This is a genomic window from Pseudomonas guariconensis (assembly GCF_024127895.1).
GTDB lineage: Bacteria > Pseudomonadota > Gammaproteobacteria > Pseudomonadales > Pseudomonadaceae > Aquipseudomonas > Aquipseudomonas guariconensis_B.
Genome location: NZ_JAMYBK010000005.1, coordinates 147755 through 169147 on the forward strand (window position 1 = coordinate 147755; position 21393 = coordinate 169147).

Below are 21393 nucleotides of genomic sequence, written 5' to 3' on the forward strand. Positions count from 1 at the left end.
AGCCGTGTTTTGTCGGCAAAGTATCGGCGGTGCCCGATGATCACGGAAAATCGGTAGAATGCGCATTTTTCATCGAAGTCGGAGCCCGGTCTTGCGCGAAATCGTCCTGATCAACATCACTGGTGAAGACCGTCCAGGTCTCACCGCGGCCATCACCGGCGTCCTGGTCCAGGGCGGAGTGAACATTCTCGACATCGGCCTGGCGGTGATGCACGGCACCCTGTCCTTCGGCATCTTGGTCGACATTCCGGACAACGAGGTGGCCACCGCCCTGTTGCAGAGCGTGCAGGCCAAGGCCCACGAGCTGAACCTGCAGGCGCGCTACACACCGATCTCCGAGGCCGACTACCAGCACTGGGCCGATAGCCAGGGCGAGGCACGCCATATCGTGACCCTGCTCAGCCGCAAGGTGACCCCCGAGCAACTGCAGCGGGTCAGCGCGGTCATCAGCCAGTACGGCCTGACCATCGAGCGGATCGAGCGGCTGTCTGCGCGCATGGTGCTGGATGCCCCGCGGGAGAAGGGCAAGGCCAGCATCGAGATTTCCGTGCGTGGCGAGCCGAGCGACGCCCAGGCCCTGCGTGCGGACTTCTTCGCCCTGGCCGAGGAACTGAGCGTCGACATCGCCTTCCAGAAGGATGACCTGTTCCGCCGCAATCGCCGCCTGGCGGTGTTCGACATGGACTCGACCCTGATCGAGGCCGAGGTGATCGACGAACTGGCCAAGGCTGCCGGGGTTGGCGAGCAGGTGTCGGCGATCACCGAGCGGGCCATGCGCGGCGAGCTGGATTTTCGCGCCAGCTTCAAGGAGCGCATGGCGCTGCTCAAGGGCCTGGACGTCGGCGTGCTGGATGAGATCGGTGCTTCCCTGCGCCTGACCGAAGGCGCCGAGCGCCTGTTCGCCGAGCTCAAGCGCCTGGGCTACAAGACAGCGATTCTCTCCGGTGGCTTTTCCTACTTCGCCAAGCAGGTGCAGGCGCGCCTGGGTATCGACTACGTCTTCGCCAATGAACTGGAAGTGGTCGATGGCAAGGTCACCGGCGTTGCCGTCGAGCCGATCGTCGATGCCCAGCGCAAGGCCGAGCTGCTCCAGGAACTGGCGAGCCGGGAGGGCCTGCGACTGGAGCAGACCATCGCCGTGGGCGATGGCGCCAACGACCTGCCGATGTTGTCGCTGGCCGGGCTGGGCGTGGCCTTCCGGGCCAAGCCGCTGGTGCGCCAGTCGGCCAAGCAGGCGATCTCCACCTTGGGGCTGGATGGCGTGCTGTACCTGCTGGGTATCCGTGACCGCGACGCGCGCTGAGGCTACGGGGTAGCGGGCTGCAAGGCAGCCCCGACAGCCCATGAAAAAGGCCCTGCCTGACGCACGCCAGGCAGGGCCTTTTTGTATCAAGCGGCGATCACGCCTGCGCCGGCGCCGCCAACTGCTGCCCCATGCGCACTGCCGAGCCCGCACCCAGGCCCTCGGCCCATTTCACCTGCTCCGGCCCGAACAGCACGATGGCGGTCGAACCCAGCTTGAAGCGTCCCAGCTCGGCGCCTTTTTCCAGGTGGATCGGCGTGCGGCTGGCTTCGTCGTAGCGGAAGGTCTTGAGCTCACGCTTCGGCGGGGTGACCAGGCCAGCCCAGACCGTCTCGATCGAGGCGACGATCATCGCGCCGACCAGCACCACGGCCATCGGCCCGCGCTCGGTGTCGAACAGGCACACCACCCGCTCGTTGCGAGCGAACAGCTCCGGTACGTTCTCGGCGGTGGTCTGGTTGACCGAGAACAGCCGCCCCGGCACATAGACCATCTCGCGCAGGGTGCCGGCCAGCGGCATGTGCACGCGGTGGTAGTCCTTGGGCGACAGGTAGATGGTGGCGAACTCGCCGCCCATGAACGGTGCGGCCAGGGCCGGGTCGCCACCGAGCAGCTCCAGGGCGCTGAAGCTGTGGCCCTTGGCCTGGAAGAGGCGTCCGTGCTCGATCGGGCCGAGCTGGCTGACCGCGCCGTCGGCCGGGCAGAGGATGGCGCCCGGGGTCTCGTCCAGCGGCCGCGCGCCTGGCTTGAGGGCGCGGGTGAAGAAGGCGTTGAAGTGCTCGTAGGCGGTCAGGTCCTCGACCAGCGCCTCGGACATGTTCACCTGGTAGCGCTTGGCGAACCAGGCGGTGAAGGCGTTCTTGAACCAGCGTGCGCGGCATTCGGCGATGCAGCCGGCCAGGCGCGACAGCAGATGGTGCGCCAGCAGGTACTGGCTGAGGATGAACAAGCGGGATTTCATTGGGTTTCCTTGGAATTTCAGACTTCTACAGGCGTATCCGGGTGGTTGCCCCATTCGCCCCAGGAGCCGGCGTAGGCCTTGACCCGTGGGTAGCCCAGGGCCTTGGCCACCAGGTAGGTGAAGCCGGAACGGTGGTGGGTCTGGCAGTGGGTGATCACTTCCTTGTCGGGAGTGATGCCAAGCTGCTGGAGGATGTCGGCCATGTCCTGGCGGATGCGCAGGTGGTCGTTGAGGTCCATGCCGGCGGTCCACTCGAAGTTGACCGCGCCGGGGATGTGTCCACCCTTGGCCGCCAGGACCTTCTCGCCGCGGTACTCGCCGGGGCTGCGGGCGTCCCAGATGGCCAGGTCGGTCGCGCCCAGGCGGCTTTGCAGGTATTCGCGGGTGGCCGTGGGTTCCGGGTGCAGTTGCAGGTGGACCGGGCCGCCGGCGCTGGGTGGCACCTCGGTGGAGAGCTTGTCCGCCGGCCACGCCTGGATACCGCCATTGAGGTAGTGGTAGGCCTTGTGGCCGATGACATCGAGCATCCAGATGAAGCGCCCGGCCCAGCCGCCGCCTTCGTCGTCGTAGACCACATAGACCGCGTCGTCGCGGTGGCCGAGCTCGCCGAACAGCTTCTCCAGGTCGGCGCGCGCCGGCAGCAGGCCGGGGGCTGGCGGCTGGCCCAGCTGGGTGCGCTTGGGATCGACGAAGCGGGCGCCAGGGATATGCCCGCTGCCATAGCGGTTGGCGCAGGTCAAGTCGACCAGGATCAGCTGTGGCGAAGCCAGGCGTGGCAGCAGGTCGGCCGGTTCGATCACCAGAGGCAAGCCGGAAAAGTCAGTCATCCACGGTCTCCAGGGTGGAATAGAGGGGGCGATTGTAGCGCAAGGCTCAGGCGTTGCGGTTGGCAAAGGTGGCCAGGGCGCGCTCCAGGCATTGCGCGGTCTTGCCGAACGCCTGCACGCCGATATCGGCCAGCGGTTTGCCACCCTGGTCGGCGATCACCAGCATCAGCGGCTGGCCATCGACCGCCAGCGAACGCAGCAGCAGGTGCTCGCTGCGCCAGAAGGTGCGCAGCGGCGCTGGCATCAGCGCGCAGAACTGGGCGTGGTTCTCCGGCGTCAGACGTAACTGCGCCGCCTGGCTCATCAGGCGTTGCAACAGTTTGCTCTGGGCCAGCGGCAGCACCAGGGCAGAGGCCTCCTTGGGATGGCCGGCGGCCTGTTGCACGCGCAGGCACTCGTTGGGCTTGTCGAGCATCAACAGCATGACCCGTTGCATGCCGCAGGCCAGCAGGGCGTCGCTGCCTTGGGTGGCGAGGTGAATGGCGTTGCTGAACGGGCTGGGGGTCACCAGCAGTTCGCCGCACAGCCTGCGCCAGCGCTCCAGGTCCTGGCTGGGTGGTGGCGGCGGGGCGAGCATGTCCGGGTGTGGGCGGCGCTGCTGCCATGGCCAGATCAGTGCCTCGGCGGGATGGAATAGCGCGTGCCGGGCATGCTGGCGGGCACTGGCCGCAGCCTGCTGGTGGACTTGCTGCTGCACGTCGTCCAGGGACGTCTGCAGGTACAGGGCGGTCAGCAACTGCCAGCGCAGCAGGTGTGGGTGGTCCCAGCCGACCTGGGCCGCCAGGGCCAGGCCGTTGGCCAGCAGCACGGTGTTGGCCGGCTGGTTGAACCAACGCCGCAGCCCGGGCTCGTCGTCCAGGCGCTGTTGCTGGCTGAGGCGGTCCTGGTCACGGGCGATGTTCAGCACCTGGGCCAGTCGTTCGCGTTCGTCCATCAGCAGGCGGTAGCCCTGGGTCACCCATTCGGGTAGGCGCCAGTGCTCGGCCATGGCCTGGCACAGTTGCATGATGCGCACGCCGAACAACTCGTGCTCGACCTCGGCGGCCTCCTCGTCCTTGTGGATGACCCGCAGCTCCCAGGCGTCGAGCAGCCTGGGATAGGCCAGCGCCAGGGGCCAGAGCGGGGAGAGAAACAGCAGGCTGCCCCAGTGGATCTCTTGCCACAGCCGTGCCAGGCGGCTGGCGAACAAGCCGTTGGCCTGCTGGGTGGCGTGCTGGCTGATCAGCAGGAACTGGCGCAACACCGGTGGGATCTCCTCGCCCGGCACGGCGGGCAGGCGCGCCAGCAACTCGGCGCTGCGCGCCAGGCCCAGGCGGTTGAGGGCGATCTCGAGGCTTTCGGCGGGCTCGGCCAGGCTGGCATTGGCCGGATGGTTGGCCTCGCGCATGACCGACAGCACCAGGGCCGGGCTGTCCTGCATCAGTTCGGCGATATCGCGCAGGGAGCGGCGGCTGTCGTTGATGGCCGACAACACCTGGTCATGGCTCTGCTTCGGCACCGGCAGGCGGATGCCATCGAGCAGCTTTACCCAGGCCTGGAGCGTGCGCGGAGCCTGATTTGGCACCTTGGTTTCGATTGGCATTTTGATATCAGTCCGAACTGGCTTTTCACGTTTAGTGGCTATAGTCTGGCGCAGTTCTGCCGATAAGTAGAAGAGCGTTCCAATGCGCCCGCCCCTGACCCTGACTGCAAGTGCTTTGAACCTATGGCTAAAATTATCGGCATCATCGTCGTAATCGCGAGCGTGCTCGGCGGATACGTGCTTTCCCACGGCAAGATCGCGGCACTGATCCAGCCGTTCGAAGTGCTGATCATCGGTGGTGCCGCCTTCGGTGCGTTTCTTCAGGCCAACCCTGGCCACATGACCCTGCATGTGATGAAGAAGTCGCTGAAGATGTTCGGCACCCGCTTCACCCACACTTTCTACCTGGAGGTGCTGGGCCTGATCTACGAGATCCTCAACAAGAGCCGCCGCGAAGGCATGATGGCCATCGAGGGTGACATCGAAGACCCGGCCGCCAGCCCTATCTTCGCCAAGTACCCGACGGTGCTGGGCGACGAGCGCATGACCGCGTTCGTCTGCGACTACCTGCGCATCATGTCCACCGGCAACATGGCCCCGCACGAGCTCGAGGGCCTGTTCGACATGGAACTGATGAGCCTGAAGGAAGAGCTGGACCACCCTGCGCACGCGGTGAACAGCGTTGCCGACGGCATGCCGGGCTTCGGTATCGTCGCGGCGGTCCTGGGCATCGTGGTGACCATGGCGTCCCTGGGCGATGGCGACCAGACGTCCATCGGCCTGCATGTGGGCGCGGCGCTGGTGGGTACCTTCTTCGGTATTCTCGCCGCCTATGGCTTCTTCGGCCCGCTGTCCAACGCCTTGCGCCACGACGCCAAGGAAGAACTGAACGTCTACGAGGCGATCAAGGCCTCGCTGGTGGCCTCGGCTTCCGGCATGCCGCCGTCGTTGGCCGTGGAGTTCGGCCGCAAGGTGTTGTACCCGGCGCACCGTCCGAGCTTCGCCGAACTGGAACAAGCGGTCCGCGGTCGCTAAGCCATGGAGAACAATCAACCCATCATCGTCAAGCGCGTCAAGCGCTTTGGCGACGGCCACCACGGTGGTTCCTGGAAGATCGCCTTCGCTGACTTCGCCACGGCGATGATGGCGTTCTTCCTGGTGCTCTGGTTGCTGTCCACGGCCACGCCCGAGCAGAAGATCGCCATCGCCGGCTACTTCAAGGACCCGATTGGCTTTTCCGAGAGCGGTACCCCCTACATCATCGACCTGGGCGGCTCGCCGAAACTGGCGCCGGAGAAGACCATCAACCCGGAGGCGGAGTCCGAGCCTATGCCCGACACCAGCATCCAGCTGGACAAGGACCGGGTCGAGAGCCTGGCCGAGCAGGTCGAGCAGGAACGCCTCCAGTTGCTGTTGCAGGAACTGCAGAACAAGGTCGAGGAAAATCCCCAGCTGCAGAAGTTCAAGGACCAGATCCTGTTCGAGATCACCCAGGATGGCCTGCGCATCCAAATCATGGACGCCGAGAACCGGCCGATGTTCGACCTGGGCAGTGCGCGCCTGCAGCCGTACTTCGAGGACATCCTGCTGGCCATGGCCGACACCATCAAGGCGGTGCCGAACAAGATCAGCATCAGCGGCCATACCGATGCCAAGCCCTATGCCGGCACTGGCGAGTTCGGCAACTGGGAGCTGTCGGCCAGCCGTGCCAACGCCGCGCGCCGGGCGCTGGTCGCCGGTGGCTATCCAGATGCGCAGGTGGCGCGGGTGGTCGGCTATGCCTCGTCGTCGCTGTTCGACCGCAAGGATCCGTTCAACCCGGTCAACCGGCGTATCGACATCATCGTCCTGACCAAGAAGGCCCAGCGCACCATCGAAGGCGAGCAGGGCACACAGCAAGCGCCGGAGACGCCCGCCGATGGCGCACCGGGTGCCTCGGCTTCGCCGGCGCCGGGCCAGGGCGATGCCGCCCAGGCGCCGATGCAGCCACGCGAGCTACGTCAAAAGCTGAATATCTTCGAGGATGGCGTGCTGAAGATGGATGACGCCCAGGAATAATTCCTGCTGTCAGTGCTGGCCCTTTTGCGGGCAAGCCCGCTCCCACACGGGGCTGCAACCCGCCTCATTCATGATCGACTCGGCCCTTGTGGGAGCGGGCTTGCCCGCGAAAAGGCCAACGCCGATGCCCGGGCTCAGTAGCTGTCCTGCGCCAAGCTGGCAATGATCGAGCGGTAGCTGCTCATCCGCTGCGGCTTGATGCGCCCTTCCTCCAGCGCCTGGAGCAGGGCGCAGCCAGGCTCGCGGTCGTGCTTGCAGTCGCGGAAGCGGCAATGGCCGAGCAGGTCGCGGAACTCGATGAAGCCTGCCTCGACGTCGTCGCGGCTGACATGGCCCAGGCCGAACTCGCGGATGCCGGGCGAGTCGATCAGGTCGCCGCCATTGGGGAAGTGATAGAGGCGGGCAGTGGTCGTGGTGTGGGTGCCCTGGCCGGACCACTCGGAGAGATCGCCCACGCGGGTCTGCGCCTGCGGCAGCAGGCTGTTGACCAGCGATGACTTGCCCACCCCGGACTGGCCGACGAAGACGCTGATATGCCCGTCCAGCGCCTGTTGCAGGCGCTGCATGCCATCGCCCTGGTGGGCCGAAACCTCCAGCAGCGGGTAGCCCAGCTCGCGGTACACCGCCAGCAGGGCCTCGAGCGTCGAGGCATTGCCCTCGTCGATCAGGTCGGCCTTGTTCAGCAGCAGCAGGGGGCGGATGCCCGCATGCTCGGCCGCCACCAGGTAGCGATCGATCAGGTTGGCCTGGGGCTCGGGGGCCGGGGCGAAAACGATCACGATCAGATCGACGTTGGCCGCTACCGGCTTGAGCTGGCCATGGTTGTTCGGTCGGCACAGCTCGGCGCTGCGCGGCATCTGCGCGACGATCACGCCGTTGCCCTGGTTGCCGGCACGCCACACCACCCGGTCGCCGGTGACCAGCGCCGGCAGGTTGGCCCGCAGGTGGCAGCGGAACACCTGGCCTGCCGCCTCGCTGTCCTGGGCCTCGACCTCCACCTGCACGCCGAAGTGGGCGATCACCAGGCCCAGTTGCTCAGGTCCCAGGTCGCCACCTTCCAGTTCCTGCAGGGCATGCTGCTCGCGTTTGGCAGCGCGGGCGGCGCGTTCGCCCTGGATCTTTTCGATGCGCCAGTTCTGGCGGCGGTTGAGCTGGCGTTTGGCCATGGAGGTTCCGTGTCGGCGGGGCAGAAGGAAAAACGGCAGGCAGTTTAGCACGCCCGGCTGGCGTGCCATTCCGTTACCTTTCCAGCGCGAATGCATCGGCAGCGACCGCTAGGCTAATATGACGGCCTATTCGAGGAGCTCTTTCATGCAGAACCCACAGAACCTGATCTGGATCGATCTGGAAATGACCGGCCTGGATCCGGACAACGACGTCATCATCGAGATGGCCACCATCGTCACCGACAGCGAGCTGAACACCCTGGCCGAGGGCCCGGTAATCGCGATCCATCACAGCGACGAGGTGCTGGCGCGCATGGACGAGTGGAACACCCGCACCCACGGTGCCTCGGGCCTGACCCAGCGCGTGCGCGAAAGCCGCATCGGCATGGCCGAGGCCGAGGCGCAGACCCTGGCGTTCCTCGAACAATGGGTGCCCAAGGGTAAGTCGCCGATCTGCGGCAACAGCATCTGCCAGGACCGGCGTTTCCTGTATCGCCACATGCCGGCGCTCGAAGGCTACTTCCACTACCGTAACCTCGACGTCTCCACCCTCAAGGAACTGGCCGCACGCTGGGCCCCGCAGGTGCGCGACAGCTTCAAGAAGGGCGGTACCCACCTGGCGCTGGACGATATCCGCGAGTCGATCGCCGAGCTGCGTCACTACCGCGAACATTTCATCAAACTCTAAGCTTCAAGCCCCGAGCTGCAAGCTTCAAGTTGAGCAACGGCGCGCTCGAGCGCGCGTATTGCTTTTGGCTTGGCGCTTGCAGCTTGTCGCTTCTTCTGGACCTGCACCATGCTGTTGATGCTTTACCTGATTGCGATTACCGCTGAAGCCATGACCGGAGCCTTGTCGGCAGGCCGGCGAGGCATGGACTGGTTCGGCGTGGTGTTGATCGCCTGCGTCACCGCCCTGGGCGGCGGCTCGGTGCGCGACGTGCTGTTGGGGCACTATCCGCTGACCTGGGTGAAACACCCGGAGTACCTGGTGCTGACCAGTTTCGCGGCCTTGTTGACGATTTTCATCGCACCGCTCATGCGCCATCTGCGCTCGCTGTTTCTGGTGCTCGATGCCCTGGGGCTGGTGGCCTTCACCCTCATCGGCTGCATGACCGCCCTGGAGATGGGGCAGGGCCTGCTGGTGGCTTCGATCAGCGGGGTCATTACCGGGGTGTTTGGCGGCATTCTGCGGGACATCTTCTGCAACGACATCCCCTTGGTATTCCGTCGCGAACTGTATGCCAGCGTGTCCTTCGCCGCGGCCTGGTTCTACCTGGGGTGCGTGCATTTCAAGGTGCCAGCCGAACAGGCCATGCTGCTGACCTTGTTCGGCGGGTTCCTGGTGCGCCTGCTGGCGATTCGCTTCCACTGGGAAATGCCCAAGTTCCACTACAACGATCAGCCGTGAATTTCGAGCTGCAGGCGGATTGGCGTTGGTGCCGAGGGCGTGCCCGGCTTGGTTGAGCGGCGCAAGTCAGCTGGAGGCTTGGCCATGCTGCGCCAGGGCCCAGGCCACGTGCTCGCGCACCAGATCCGAGGGGTGCTCGCGCCGCGCTCGCAAGGCCTCCAGCACCGGTATGGTCGTCGGCGCATTGCCCAGCCCCACCGCCAGGTTGCGTAGCCAGCGCTCGTAGCCTGCTCGGCGCAGCGGCGAACCCTCGGTATTGCTGAGGAAGGTGCTTTCGTCCCAGAGAAACAGCTCCGCCAGCTCGGCGTTGTCCAGACCGTGGCGCGGCTTGAAGTCGTTCTCCTGGGTCGGCCGGGCGAAGCGGTTCCACGGGCAGACGATCTGGCAGTCGTCGCAGCCGAACACCCGGTTGCCGATCAGCGGGCGCAGTTCCACCGGGATCGCTTGCTTGAGCTCGATGGTCAGGTAGGAAATGCAGCGCCGTGCATCGAGCACGTAGGGGCCGACGAAGGCCTTGGTCGGGCAGATGTCCAGGCATGCCTGGCAGCGGCCGCAGTGCTCGCTGGCCTGGGCCTCGTCCACCGGCAGCGGCAGGTCGACGAACAGCTCGGCGAGGAAGAAGTAGCTGCCGGCCTTGCGGTTGAGCAGCAAGGTGTTCTTGCCGATCCAGCCCAGGCCGGCCTGCTGGGCGATGGCCTTCTCCAGCACCGGGGCGCTGTCGACGAAGGCGCGAAAGCCGAACGGGCCGATCGCCTGTTGCACGCGCTCGGCCAGGTGCTGCACACGCTTGCGTACCAGCTTGTGGTAGTCGCGGCCCAGGGCATAGCGCGAGACATAGGCCTTCTCGGGCTGGGCGAGCTGTTGCGCCATGCGCGTGTCGCCGGGCAGGTAGTCCATGCGCAGCGACACCACGCGCAAGGTGCCGGGTACCAGTTGCTCGGGGTGGGAGCGCTTGCTGCCATGGGCGGCCATGTAGTCCATCTCGCCCTGGTAGCCGGCCGCCAGCCAGCGTTGCAGGTGCTGTTCATGCTCGCCAAGGTCCACGCCGGCGATACCGACGTGGGCGAAACCGAGTTCCCGGCCCCAATCCTTGATCGATTGGGACAGCGCGGCGAGGTCAGGGGTGTGAGCGGACATGGATGGACAAGGCAATACAGGCTCAGGTGCGTATAATTCTGCCAGACATCGGAGCCTTTGACCCCATGCCCCAGACCAAACACCCTGCCAATGCCCCACAACTGCTCAGCAGCGTGAGCATCGCCAGCCTGCCGCCACGCCGTGCGCACGCCCACAAGGGCGATTTCGGCCATGTGCTCATCGTCGGTGGCGACCTGGGTACCGGCGGCGCGGTGCTGCTCAGCGCCGAGGCCGCGCTGCGCTGCGGGGCCGGCCTGGTGAGCGTGGCCACCCGCCCGGAGCACGTCGCCGCTGGCCTGACCCGCCTGCCCGAGACCATGTGGCTGGGGACGAACTCGGCCAACCAGTTGCAGGGCCTGCTCGAACGGGCTTCGGTGCTGGTGGTCGGCCCGGGCCTGGGCCAGGCCGCCTGGGGCCGCAGCCTGCTATCGGCGGTGGCCAATGCCCACCTGCCGCAGGTATGGGACGCCGACGCGCTGAACCTGCTGGCTCATACGCCCCTGGCGTTGCCCAGTGGCAGCATCCTCACCCCTCATCCGGGTGAGGCGGCGCGTCTGTTGGGTATTTCCACCGAGGCCGTGCAGGCCGACCGGCCGGGCGCGGCCCGCAAGCTGGCTCGCAAGCATGCCAGCGTCTGCGTGCTCAAGGGGGCCGGTACGCTGGTGGCCGACCCGGCCGGGCAACTGGTGCTGTGCGGGCGCGGCCATCCGGCGATGGCCGGTGCCGGCCTTGGCGACGTGCTCACTGGCGTGCTGGCCGCCCTGCTGGCCCAGGGGCTGGACGCCTGGTCGGCGGCCGGCCTGGGGGTGTGGCTGCACGCCTGTGCCGGCGAGCGCCTGGGGGTGAAAGGAAGAGGGCTGGCAGCCAGCGACCTGGTGCCGGTCATTCGTGAATTGTTGGAGGAGCATTCAGCGTGTCAGGCATAACCCTGTTTCTGGCCGACGAGGCGGCCACCGTCGCCTTCGGCGCTCGTCTGGCCCAGCTGACGGGCGGTCATGGCGTGATCTTTCTCGAGGGTGACCTGGGTGCCGGCAAGACCACGCTGTCGCGTGGGTTGATCCGCGGCCTGGGCCATACGGGCCCGGTCAAGAGCCCCACGTTCACCGTGGTCGAGCCCTACGAGATCGGCGAGGTGCGCGCCTTCCATTTCGACCTGTACCGCCTGGTCGACCCTGAGGAACTGGAGTTCATGGGGATCCGCGACTACTTCGAGGGCGACCCGCTGTGCCTGTTCGAATGGCCGCAAAAGGGTGCGGGCGTTTTGCCAAAGCCCGACCTGACCATTACCATAAGCCCGCAGGCGGGCGGGCGCTCGCTGATCCTGTCACCGCAGGGGGCTCGCGGTGAGTCCTGGTGCGCCGCTCTGGCCGTAGAATTCAAACAGTAAATGGGGTTAGGTATGCGCATACGCGCACTGGTCGCCGTCGTTGGGCTGCTGCTGACAGCGGTGACCGTTGACGCTCTGGCCGTCACGCAAGTCAAGAGCATGCGCCTATGGCGCGCACCGGATAACACGCGGCTGGTCTTCGACCTGTCCGGTCCCGTGCAGCACAGCGTCTTCACCCTGACCGCGCCAGACCGCCTGGTCATCGACATCAATGGGGCGACCCTGGGCGGGCCGCTGAACGTCTCCACCTCCAACACGCCGATCAGCAACGTGCGTTCGGCCCAGCGCACGCCCACCGACCTGCGCGTGGTGGTCGACCTCAAGCAGGCGGTCACTCCCAAGAGCTTCACCCTGACCCCCAACGCCCAGTACGGTAATCGCCTGGTGGTCGACCTGTACGACCGAGAAGCCGACGCCATCGCCGCCAGTGCGCCGACGCCACCGCCGGCGCGTGCGCCTGCCACCACCCCGGCGGTGCCGGTGACCCCCGCGCAGCCGGCGATCAAGTTGCCGCCGGTGTCCAGCGGCAAGCGCGATATCGTCATCGCCATCGACGCCGGCCACGGCGGCGAGGACCCGGGCGCCTCGGGCTCGCGTGGCCAGCATGAAAAAGACATCGTGCTGCAGATCGCCAAGGAACTGCAGCGCCAGATCAACACCGAGAAGGGTTACCGCGCCGAGCTGACCCGTACGGGCGACTACTTCATCCCGCTGCGCAAGCGCACCGAGATCGCCCGCAAGAAGGGCGCCGACCTGTTCATCTCGGTCCACGCCGATGCCGCGCCGTCCAAGGCCGCCTTCGGTGCTTCGGTATTCGCCCTGTCCGACCGTGGCGCCACGTCCGAGACCGCGCGCTGGCTGGCCGACACGGAGAACCGTTCCGACCTGATCGGCGGCGCTGGCAACGTCAGCCTGGACGACAAGGACCGCATGCTGGCCGGTGTGCTGCTGGACCTGTCGATGACCGCTACCCTCAGCTCCAGCCTCGATGTCGGCCAGAAGGTGCTGGGCAACATGGGCCGTATCACTCCGCTGCACAAGCGGCGTGTGGAGCAGGCTGGCTTCATGGTGCTGAAGTCGCCGGACATCCCATCGATCCTTGTGGAAACCGGGTTCATCTCCAACGCCAACGAGGCTGCCAAGCTGGCCACCCGGAGCCACCAGCAGGCCCTGGCGCGTTCGATCCATACCGGCGTGCGCCAGTACTTCCAGCAGAACCCGCCGCCGGGCACCTACATCGCCTGGCTGCGTGACAGCGGCAAGATCGCCCAGGGGCCCCGCGAGCATACGGTACGCCCGGGCGAGACCCTGGCCATGATCGCCGTGCGCTACCAGGTCAGCGTGGCCAGCCTGCGCAGCGCCAACAGCCTCAAGAGCGATGAGCTGAAGGTCGGCCAGCACCTCGATATCCCCAGCACCACCCTGGCGTCCCAGCGATGAGTGGTGGTTCTCGTATCCAGTTGCTCAGCCCTCGGCTGGCCAACCAGATCGCCGCCGGCGAGGTGGTCGAGCGCCCGGCATCGGTGGCCAAGGAACTGCTGGAAAACAGCCTGGACTCCGGCGCCCGGCGTATCGACATCGATGTCGAGCAGGGCGGGGTCAAGCTGCTGCGCGTGCGTGACGACGGTGGTGGCATCGCCCCCGACGATCTGCCTTTGGCCCTGGCCCGCCATGCCACCAGCAAGATCCGCGAGCTGGAGGACCTTGAAGGGGTGCTCAGCCTGGGGTTCCGTGGCGAAGCGCTGGCCTCGATCAGTTCGGTGGCGCGCCTGACCCTGACCTCGCGCACGGCCAGTGCCGGCGAGGCCTGGCAGGTGGAGACCGAAGGCCGTGACATGACGCCGCGGGTGCAGCCGGCCGCGCACCCGGTCGGCACCTCGGTGGAGGTGCGCGACCTGTTCTTCAATACCCCGGCCCGGCGCAAGTTCCTCAAGTCGGAGAAGACCGAGTTCGACCACCTGCAGGAAGTCATCCGGCGTCTGGCCCTGGCGCGTTTCGACGTCGGCTTCCACCTGCGGCACAACGGCAAGAGCGTCCTCAGCCTGCACGAGGCGCCCGACGAGATCGCCCGGGCCAGGCGGGTCGGTGCCATCTGCGGGCCGGGCTTCCTCGAGCAGGCGTTGCCGATCGATGTCGAGCGCAACGGCCTGCGTCTGTGGGGCTGGGTCGGTTTGCCGACCTTCTCGCGCAGCCAGGCAGACCTGCAGTACTTCTTCGTCAATGGCCGCGCGGTGCGCGACAAGCTGGTGGCCCACGCCGTGCGCCAGGCATACCGCGACGTGCTGTTCAACGGCCGGCACCCGACCTTCGTGCTGTTCCTCGAGCTGGAGCCGAACGGGGTCGACGTCAACGTGCACCCGACCAAGCACGAAGTGCGCTTTCGCGAAGGACGCATGGTCCACGACTTCCTCTACGGCACCCTGCACCGAGCCCTGGCGGACGTGCGTCCGGAGGACCAGGTGGCCGCGCCGGCGGCGGTGAGCGAGATCGTTCGCCCCACGGGCCAGCAGGCGGGCGAGTTTGGCCCCCAGGGCGAGATGCGCCTGGCCTCGCCGGTGCTCGAGCAGCCCCAAGCCGAGCCACGCCAGGCGTTTTCCGGTGGTAGTGGGGCGGGCTATCAGTACAGCTACAGCCCGCGCCCCGCGCAGCCCGTGCCGGCCGCCGAGGCCCAGGCGGTCTACCGCGAGTTCTTCGCCCCGCTGGAGAGCGGCGTGGCCAGCCCCGTGGCGCTGCCGGAAAGCCAGGGCGACATACCGCCGCTGGGCTATGCGCTGGCCCAGCTCAAGGGCATCTATATCCTGGCCGAGAACGCCATCGGCCTGGTGCTGGTGGACATGCACGCGGCCCATGAGCGGATCATGTACGAACGGCTCAAGGTGGCCATGGCCAGCGAGGGCCTGAGCGGCCAGCCGCTGCTGGTGCCCGAATCGCTGGCGCTCAGCCAGCGCGAGGCGGATTGTGCCGAGGAGCATGCGCAGTGGTTCCAGCGCCTGGGCTTCGAGCTCCAGCGCCTGGGCCCGGAAACCCTGGCGATTCGCCAGATCCCGGCGTTGCTCAAGCAGGCCGAGGCCAATCGCCTGGTCCAGGACGTGCTCGGCGACCTGATGGAGTACGGCACCAGCGATCGCATCCAGGCGCACCTGAACGAACTGCTCGGTACCATGGCCTGCCACGGCGCCGTGCGCGCCAATCGTCGCCTGGCCATCCCCGAGATGAACGCGCTGCTGCGCGACATGGAGAACACCGAGCGCAGCGGCCAATGCAACCATGGCCGGCCGACCTGGACCCAGCTTGGCCTGGACGACCTGGACAAACTCTTCCTGCGCGGTCGATGAGATGAGCGGCAAGCCCCCAGCGATATTCCTCATGGGCCCGACGGCGGCCGGCAAGACCGACCTGGCCATCGAGCTGACCAAGGTGCTGCCCTGCGAGCTGATCAGCGTCGACTCGGCGCTGGTCTACCGTGGCATGGACATCGGTACCGCCAAGCCGTCGAAGGAAGTGCTGGCCGCCCACCCGCACCGGTTGATCGACATCCTCGATCCGGCCGAGAGCTATTCGGCCGCGCAATTCTGCACCGATGCCCTGCAGGCCATGGCCGAGATCACCGCGCGGGGCAGGGTCCCGCTGCTGGTCGGCGGCACCATGCTGTACTACAAGGCCCTGGTCGACGGCCTGGCGGACATGCCGGCGGCCGATGCCGCGGTACGCGCCGAGCTGGAGGCCCAAGCCCGGGAGCTGGGCCTGGCCGAGCTGCATCGGCAATTGGCCGAGGTCGATCCGGAGTCGGCGGCGCGTATCCACCCCAACGACCCGCAGCGGCTGATCCGTGCCCTGGAAGTCTACCGGGTCAGTGGGCAGAGCATGACCGCGCATCGGCGGCGTCAATTCGCGGAAAGTCGCGAGGCAGACGCAGGCGCGGGCGGGCATTTGCCCTATACTGTCGCCAGCCTGGCCATCGCGCCTACAGATCGTCACATTTTGCATCAGCGAATTGCGTTACGATTTTCGCAGATGCTGGAACAGGGTTTCGTCGACGAGGTCCGAAAGCTGCGAGCCAGAAGTGACTTGCACGCCGGGCTGCCGTCTATACGGGCAGTGGGGTATCGGCAGGTCTGGGATCATCTGGACGGCAAGCTGACGGCCGAAGAGATGCGCGAGCGGGGTATCATTGCCACGCGCCAGCTGGCCAAGCGGCAATTCACCTGGTTGCGCGGCTGGTCCGGCGTGCATTGGCTGGATAGCCTGGCCTGCGACAATCTGTCCCGCACCTTGAAATACCTGGGGACCGTCTCCATATTGAGCTGAGTCCCTGCAAATGCCGTCTATTCTTGCGAAAGGGCGGCCGGAATTATCGAATTTTCTTGTTTTTCTACTATTGATCCTTACAGGAGTGCGGCATATGTCAAAAGGGCATTCGCTACAAGACCCTTACTTGAACACCTTGAGAAAAGAAAAGGTCCCGGTTTCGATCTACCTGGTCAACGGGATCAAGCTGCAGGGCTCGATCGAATCCTTCGACCAGTTCGTGGTGCTGCTGAAGAACACTGTCAGCCAGATGGTCTACAAGCACGCCATCTCGACCGTGGTACCTGCCCGTCCGGTTCGCCTGCCAAGCCCGTCCGATTCCGACCACGGCGACGCCGAGCCAGGCAACGCCTGATAGGAGCCTGCATTGTTCTTTGAGCGCCACGGTGGTGGTGAACGGGCCCTTCTCGTTCACTTGGAAGGTCAGAACCCTGAGGCGCGCGAAGATCCGCAGGAGTTTCGGGAACTGGCACTGTCGGCCGGAGCGGACATCGTTTCGCTGGCGACAGTGGCACGGCACCAACCTACAGCGAAATACCTGATTGGCAGCGGCAAGGTCGAGGAACTGCGCGACCTGGTCCACGCCGAGCAGGTAGACCTGGTGATTTTCAATCACACCCTCACGCCCAGCCAGGAGCGCAACCTCGAACGTGTCTTCGAGTGTCGCGTGCTCGACCGTACCGGGCTGATCCTCGACATCTTCGCCCAGCGGGCGCGTACCCATGAAGGCAAGCTGCAGGTCGAACTGGCCCAGCTCGAACACATGAGCACGCGGCTGGTGCGCGGCTGGACCCACCTGGAGCGGCAGAAGGGCGGTATCGGCCTGCGCGGCCCGGGCGAGACCCAGCTGGAAACCGACCGTCGCCTGCTGCGGGTGCGCCTGCGGCAGATCAAGGCACGTCTGGAGAAGGTGCGCAGCCAGCGCGAGCAGGCCAGGCGCGGGCGCCGGCGCGCGGACATCCCGTCGGTCTCGCTGGTGGGCTACACCAACGCCGGCAAGTCCACGCTGTTCAATGCCCTGACCGCTTCGCAGGTGTATGCCGCCGACCAGCTCTTCGCCACCCTCGACCCGACCCTGCGCCGGCTCGAGCTGGACGACCTGGGGCCGATCGTGCTGGCCGATACCGTGGGCTTCATCCGCCACCTGCCGCACAAGCTGGTCGAGGCATTTCGGGCTACGCTCGAGGAATCGAGCAACGCCGACCTGCTGCTGCACGTGATCGACGCCCATGAGCCCGAGCGCATGGAGCAGATCGAGCAGGTACTGGCGGTATTGGGCGAGATCGGTGCCGAAGGCTTGCCGATCCTCGAGGTCTATAACAAACTCGACCTGCTCGAAGATGTCGAGCCGCAGATCCAGCGCGATGCCGACGGCAAGCCGCAGCGGGTTTGGGTATCGGCACGTGATGGACGTGGCCTGGAATTGATCGGCCAGGCGATTGCCGAGTTGCTGGGGGATGATCTGTTTGTCGGAACCCTGCGCCTGGAGCAGCGATTTGCCCGCTTGCGCGCGCAATTCTTCGCTCTCGGCGCGGTGCAAGGCGAGGTGCATGATGAACACGGCAGCAGCCTGCTGAGCGTGCGACTGCCCCGGGTCGAACTCAATCGGCTGGTCAGCCGCGAGGGTATGGAGCCGCAGGTGTTCATCGAGCAACACACTTTGCAATAAATGCCCGTCGAGGTCGCCGGGCAGCCGTGACAGGCATTCTGTAGCATTGGACGGCGCGCCGTGGGCGCGTCTTTGCTTTATCAGATGGAGAGCGCTATGGCTTGGAACGAGCCGGGTGGCAACTCGAACAATCAGGATCCCTGGGGCGGCCGCCGTGGCGGTGGTGGTGGCGACAAGAAAGGTCCACCGGATCTCGACGAGGCCTTCCGCAAGCTGCAGGACAGCCTGAACGGCATGTTCGGCAGCGGCAAGAAACGCGGTGGTGGTGACAGGAACATCGGCAAGGGTGGCGGCTTCGGCTTGCTGGGCATTGGCCTGGCGGTGCTGGCTGCGATCTGGCTGTACAACGCCGTGTACGTGGTGGACGAGCAGGAGCAGGCCGTGGTGCTGCGCTTCGGCAAGTACTACGAGACGGTTGGCCCGGGCCTGAACATCTACTTCCCGCCGATCGATCGCAAGTACCTGGAGAACGTGACCCGCGAGCGGGCCTACACCAAGCAGGGGCAGATGCTCACCGAGGACGAGAACATCGTCGAGGTGCCGCTGACCGTGCAGTACAAGATCACCAACCTGCAGGACTTCGTGCTCAACGTCGACCAGCCGGAGGTCAGCCTGCAGCATGCGACCGACAGCGCCCTGCGCCACGTGGTGGGCTCCACCTCCATGGACCAGGTGCTGACCGAGGGTCGTGAGCAGATGGCCGTGGACATCCGCGAGCGCCTGCAGCGCTTCCTCGACAACTACCGCACCGGTATCACCGTCACCCAGGTCAACGTACAGAGCGCGGCAGCCCCGCGTGAGGTGCAGGAAGCCTTCGACGACGTGATCCGTGCCCGTGAGGACGAGCAGCGTGCGCGCAACCAGGCCGAGTCCTATGCCAACGGCGTGGTGCCGGAAGCCCGAGGCCAGGCCCAGCGCATCATCGAGGATGCCAACGGCTACCGCGACGAAGTGATCGCCCGCGCCAAGGGTGAGGCCGACCGCTTCACCAAGCTGGTCGCCGAGTACCGCAAGGCGCCCGACGTTACCCGTCAGCGTCTGTACCTGGAGACCATGCAGGAGGTCTACAGCAATTCGAGCAAGGTCCTGGTGGCGACCAAGGATGGGCAGAACAACCTGCTCTACCTGCCGCTGGACAAGATGGTCGAGGGCAGCCGCAGCAGCTCTGCCGCGTCGGGTGGCAGCGTACCGGCGTCGGTCAACGATGCGGCCGTGCGCGCAGCGCAGGACATGCAACAGCAACAACAGTCGCTGCGTTCTAGGGAGAGCCGCTGATGAGCAATAAATCGCTGATCGTCCTGATCGCCGCCGTGGTGCTGGCGATCGTGGCCTGGAACAGCTTCTACATCGTGGCCCAGACCGAACGTGCGGTATTGCTGCAGTTCGGCCGTGTGGTCCAGGCGGATGTCCAGCCGGGCCTGCATGTGAAGATTCCATACGTCAACCAGGTGCGCAAGTTCGACGCCCGCCTGATGACCCTGGATGCCCCGACCCAGCGCTTCCTGACCCTGGAGAAGAAAGCGGTGATGGTCGATGCCTACGCCAAGTGGCGCGTCCAGGACGCCGAGCGCTTCTATACCGCGACCTCGGGCCTCAAGCAGATCGCCGACGAGCGTCTGTCCCGTCGTCTGGAAAGCGGCCTGCGTGACCAGTTCGGTAAGCGTACCCTGCACGAGGTGGTCTCCGGTGAGCGTGACGCGCTGATGGCCGACATCACCGCTTCGCTGAACCGCATGGCCAGCAAGGAGCTGGGCATCGAGGTCATCGACGTGCGCGTCAAGGCCATCGACCTGCCGAAGGAAGTCAACCGCAGCGTGTTCGACCGGATGAGCACCGAGCGTGAACGGGAAGCCCGCGAGCACCGCGCCAAGGGTAACGAGTTGGCCGAAGGTATTCGCGCCGATGCCGACCGTCAGCGCCGGGTGCTGCTGGCCGAGGCCTATCGCGAGGCCGAGGAGACCCGTGGTGACGGCGACGCCCAGGCGGCCGCCATCTATGCCAAGGCCTACACCCAGGACGCCGAGTTCTATGCGTTCTACCGTAGCCTGCAGGCGTACCGCGAGAGCTTCGCCAGCAAGAGCGATGTACTGGTCCTGGATCCGAAGAACGAGTTCTTCCGCTTCCTGGACAAGAGCAAACCCTGATGCTCTGATTCGGGAGCGCCCCGCCTGGCAGCTAAAACACCAGTCGGGGTGCATCCTGAATGAAAAGGGGTGTATGATGAGGCAGCCGGGAAATTTCCCGGCTTTTTTGCGTCTGCAAGGTTGATTGGCAAACGGCCAGTTGACGGTTGGGTCAGGTCGCAAGGCAATTCGAGGGTATTGGGTACGGTGGTAGCGCTGGGATCGGTGCTGCCCGCTGCTGTGCGCCAATGCCTGCTTCACTGACGGCTCGCCTGCAGGCAAGCCGCCCGGACCAGAGGGGAAATGGCGTAATGGCAACGGTAGACCGCTGGCTGCTGCCAGATGGCATCGAGGAAGTACTGCCACCTGAGGCTGCGCGCATCGAGATCGCGCGCCGCCAGGTGTTGGACCTGTTCCAGAGTTGGGGTTACGAACTGGTCGTCACCCCGCATATCGAGTACCTGGAATCGCTGCTCACCGGTGCCGGCCAGGACCTGGACCTGCGGACCTTCAAGGTGGTCGACCCGCAGTCCGGTCGCCTGATGGGCTTTCGTGCCGACTTCACCCCCCAGGTGGCGCGCATCGATGCCCACACCCTGCGCCGCGAAGGCCCGAGCCGCCTGTGCTATGCCGGTAGCGTCCTGCATGCCCAGCCGCGTGCCCTGTCCACCTCGCGCAGCCCGATCCAGCTGGGTGCCGAGCTGTACGGCGATGCCAGCCCCACCAGCGACGTCGAAGTGATCAGCCTGATGCTGGCCATGCTGCAACTGGCCGATGTGCCGGACGTGCACATGGACCTGGGCCACGTCGGTATCTACCGCGGCCTGGCCCGTGCCGCCGGCCTCTCCGGTGCGGTCGAGCAGCAGCTGTTCGACGCCCTGCAGCGCAAGGCCAGCGACGAAGTGCATGCATTGACCGCTGACCTGCCGGCGGACCTGGGCAACATGCTGCGCGCGCTGAGCGAACTGTGCGGCGGCCGCGAAGTGCTGGCCGAGGCCCGCGTGCGCCTGGGCCGGGCACCGGCCAGCGTGCTGGCGGCTCTGGACGATCTGCTGGCGATCGCCGATCGCCTGGCCACGCGCTACCCGGACCTGCCGCTGTACTTCGACCTGGGCGAGCTGCGCGGCTACCACTACCACACCGGCGTGGTGTTCGCCGTGTTCGTCCCGGGCGTCGGCCAGTCGATCGCCCAGGGTGGGCGCTATGACGACATCGGCGCCGACTTCGGCCGGGCGCGCCCGGCCACTGGTTTCTCCACGGATTTGAAGACCCTGGTCACACTGGGGCGAGCGGAGGTCGTGCTGCCCTCTGGCGGGATCTGGATGCCCGACAGCGGCGACACGGCCCTCTGGCAGATGGTCTGCCAGTTGCGCAACGAGGGCCAGCGTGTGGTCCAGGCCCTGCCTGGCCAGCCGCTGAGTGCTGCCTTCGAGGCGGATTGTGATCGTCAATTGATTCAGCAGGACGGGCGCTGGCAGGTACTGCCGCTGACCCATTGAGATTCTTCGCCGGCAGCAGGCCGGC

20 protein-coding genes are annotated in these 21393 nt (G+C 66.0%); 15 read left to right on the forward strand and 5 right to left on the reverse strand.

The window, feature by feature from the left end; all coding sequences use genetic code 11:
- The first annotated feature begins 91 nt into the window (after window positions 1-91).
- Window positions 92-1303, forward strand: a complete 1212-nt coding sequence (gene serB, locus NJF35_RS08475) for a phosphoserine phosphatase SerB (RefSeq protein ID WP_253090953.1) — start codon at window positions 92-94, stop codon at window positions 1301-1303.
- A gap of 97 nt (window positions 1304-1400) precedes the next feature.
- Here serB and asd read toward each other — a convergent pair whose 3' ends face one another.
- The 3 genes from asd to NJF35_RS08490 are packed head-to-tail and all read right to left on the reverse strand — an operon-like array spanning window position 1401 to window position 4673.
- On the reverse strand, window positions 1401-2264 hold the full coding sequence (gene asd / locus NJF35_RS08480; RefSeq protein WP_225788935.1) for an archaetidylserine decarboxylase: 864 nt from the start codon (window positions 2262-2264) through the stop codon (window positions 1401-1403).
- Between the two features lie 17 nt (window positions 2265-2281).
- Window positions 2282-3091: a rhodanese-like domain-containing protein gene (locus NJF35_RS08485; protein ID WP_225788936.1), complete on the reverse strand. Its 810-nt coding sequence runs from the start codon at window positions 3089-3091 to the stop codon at window positions 2282-2284.
- Between the two features lie 46 nt (window positions 3092-3137).
- Window positions 3138-4673: an HDOD domain-containing protein gene (locus tag NJF35_RS08490; protein ID WP_225788937.1), complete on the reverse strand. Its 1536-nt coding sequence runs from the start codon at window positions 4671-4673 to the stop codon at window positions 3138-3140.
- Between the two features lie 123 nt (window positions 4674-4796).
- On the opposite strand from NJF35_RS08490, the gene motA reads away from it, so the two are divergent.
- Entirely contained in the window at window positions 4797-5648 is an 852-nt protein-coding gene (gene motA, locus NJF35_RS08495) for a flagellar motor stator protein MotA (protein ID WP_253081062.1), read from the forward strand.
- A gap of 3 nt (window positions 5649-5651) precedes the next feature.
- Entirely contained in the window at window positions 5652-6671 is a 1020-nt protein-coding gene (gene motB / locus NJF35_RS08500) for a flagellar motor protein MotB (RefSeq protein ID WP_225788939.1), read from the forward strand.
- Window positions 6672-6805: 134 nt separating this feature from the next.
- On the opposite strand, the gene rsgA is transcribed toward motB, so the two are convergent.
- Complete coding sequence (gene rsgA / locus NJF35_RS08505) at window positions 6806-7837, reverse strand: small ribosomal subunit biogenesis GTPase RsgA (RefSeq protein WP_225788940.1); 1032 nt, start codon at window positions 7835-7837, stop codon at window positions 6806-6808.
- Window positions 7838-7982: 145 nt separating this feature from the next.
- Between rsgA and orn the strand changes: the two genes are divergently transcribed.
- Window positions 7983-8525 (forward strand): oligoribonuclease, encoded by a 543-nt coding sequence (gene orn, locus NJF35_RS08510; protein WP_225788941.1) that lies wholly within the window; start codon window positions 7983-7985, stop codon window positions 8523-8525.
- Window positions 8526-8633: 108 nt separating this feature from the next.
- A complete protein-coding gene (locus NJF35_RS08515) occupies window positions 8634-9245 on the forward strand; it encodes a trimeric intracellular cation channel family protein (RefSeq protein WP_225788942.1) in 612 nt (203 codons plus the stop codon).
- A gap of 66 nt (window positions 9246-9311) precedes the next feature.
- Here NJF35_RS08515 and queG read toward each other — a convergent pair whose 3' ends face one another.
- Window positions 9312-10382 carry a tRNA epoxyqueuosine(34) reductase QueG gene (gene queG / locus NJF35_RS08520; RefSeq protein WP_225788943.1) on the reverse strand — a complete coding sequence of 357 codons (1071 nt, stop codon included), beginning with the start codon at window positions 10380-10382 and terminating at the stop codon, window positions 9312-9314.
- A 65-nt stretch (window positions 10383-10447) separates the two neighbouring features.
- Here queG and NJF35_RS08525 point away from each other — a divergent pair, with 65 nt between their 5' ends.
- The 10 genes from NJF35_RS08525 to NJF35_RS08570 all read left to right on the forward strand — a co-directional run bounded on the left by NJF35_RS08525 (window position 10448) and on the right by NJF35_RS08570 (window position 21368).
- Window positions 10448-11308, forward strand: a complete 861-nt coding sequence (locus NJF35_RS08525) for an NAD(P)H-hydrate dehydratase (RefSeq protein WP_225788944.1) — start codon at window positions 10448-10450, stop codon at window positions 11306-11308.
- Window positions 11296-11769, forward strand: a complete 474-nt coding sequence (tsaE, locus tag NJF35_RS08530) for a tRNA (adenosine(37)-N6)-threonylcarbamoyltransferase complex ATPase subunit type 1 TsaE (RefSeq protein WP_225788945.1) — start codon at window positions 11296-11298, stop codon at window positions 11767-11769. The genes NJF35_RS08525 and tsaE overlap by 13 nt, the downstream gene beginning before the upstream one ends.
- Window positions 11770-13209, forward strand: coding sequence for an N-acetylmuramoyl-L-alanine amidase (locus NJF35_RS08535; RefSeq protein WP_225788946.1), 1440 nt, complete (start codon window positions 11770-11772; stop codon window positions 13207-13209). It abuts the gene before it with no gap.
- Window positions 13206-15104 carry a DNA mismatch repair endonuclease MutL gene (gene mutL, locus NJF35_RS08540; RefSeq protein ID WP_225788947.1) on the forward strand — a complete coding sequence of 633 codons (1899 nt, stop codon included), beginning with the start codon at window positions 13206-13208 and terminating at the stop codon, window positions 15102-15104. The genes NJF35_RS08535 and mutL overlap by 4 nt, the downstream gene beginning before the upstream one ends.
- 1 nt (window position 15105) lies before the next feature.
- Window positions 15106-16077 (forward strand): tRNA (adenosine(37)-N6)-dimethylallyltransferase MiaA, encoded by a 972-nt coding sequence (gene miaA / locus NJF35_RS08545; RefSeq protein ID WP_225788948.1) that lies wholly within the window; start codon window positions 15106-15108, stop codon window positions 16075-16077.
- Between the two features lie 94 nt (window positions 16078-16171).
- The gene (hfq, locus tag NJF35_RS08550) at window positions 16172-16432 is read left to right on the forward strand and encodes an RNA chaperone Hfq (RefSeq protein ID WP_196176002.1); all 261 of its coding nucleotides are present in this window, start codon (window positions 16172-16174) and stop codon (window positions 16430-16432) included.
- A gap of 12 nt (window positions 16433-16444) precedes the next feature.
- Window positions 16445-17746, forward strand: coding sequence for a ribosome rescue GTPase HflX (gene hflX, locus NJF35_RS08555; protein WP_225788949.1), 1302 nt, complete (start codon window positions 16445-16447; stop codon window positions 17744-17746).
- 96 nt (window positions 17747-17842) lie between these two features.
- Window positions 17843-19021: an FtsH protease activity modulator HflK gene (hflK, locus tag NJF35_RS08560; protein WP_225788950.1), complete on the forward strand. Its 1179-nt coding sequence runs from the start codon at window positions 17843-17845 to the stop codon at window positions 19019-19021.
- A complete protein-coding gene (gene hflC / locus NJF35_RS08565) occupies window positions 19021-19890 on the forward strand; it encodes a protease modulator HflC (RefSeq protein ID WP_225788951.1) in 870 nt (289 codons plus the stop codon). The genes hflK and hflC overlap by 1 nt, the downstream gene beginning before the upstream one ends.
- 290 nt (window positions 19891-20180) lie before the next feature.
- Window positions 20181-21368, forward strand: coding sequence for an ATP phosphoribosyltransferase regulatory subunit (locus tag NJF35_RS08570; RefSeq protein WP_225788952.1), 1188 nt, complete (start codon window positions 20181-20183; stop codon window positions 21366-21368).
- The last annotated feature ends 25 nt before the right edge of the window (window positions 21369-21393 follow it).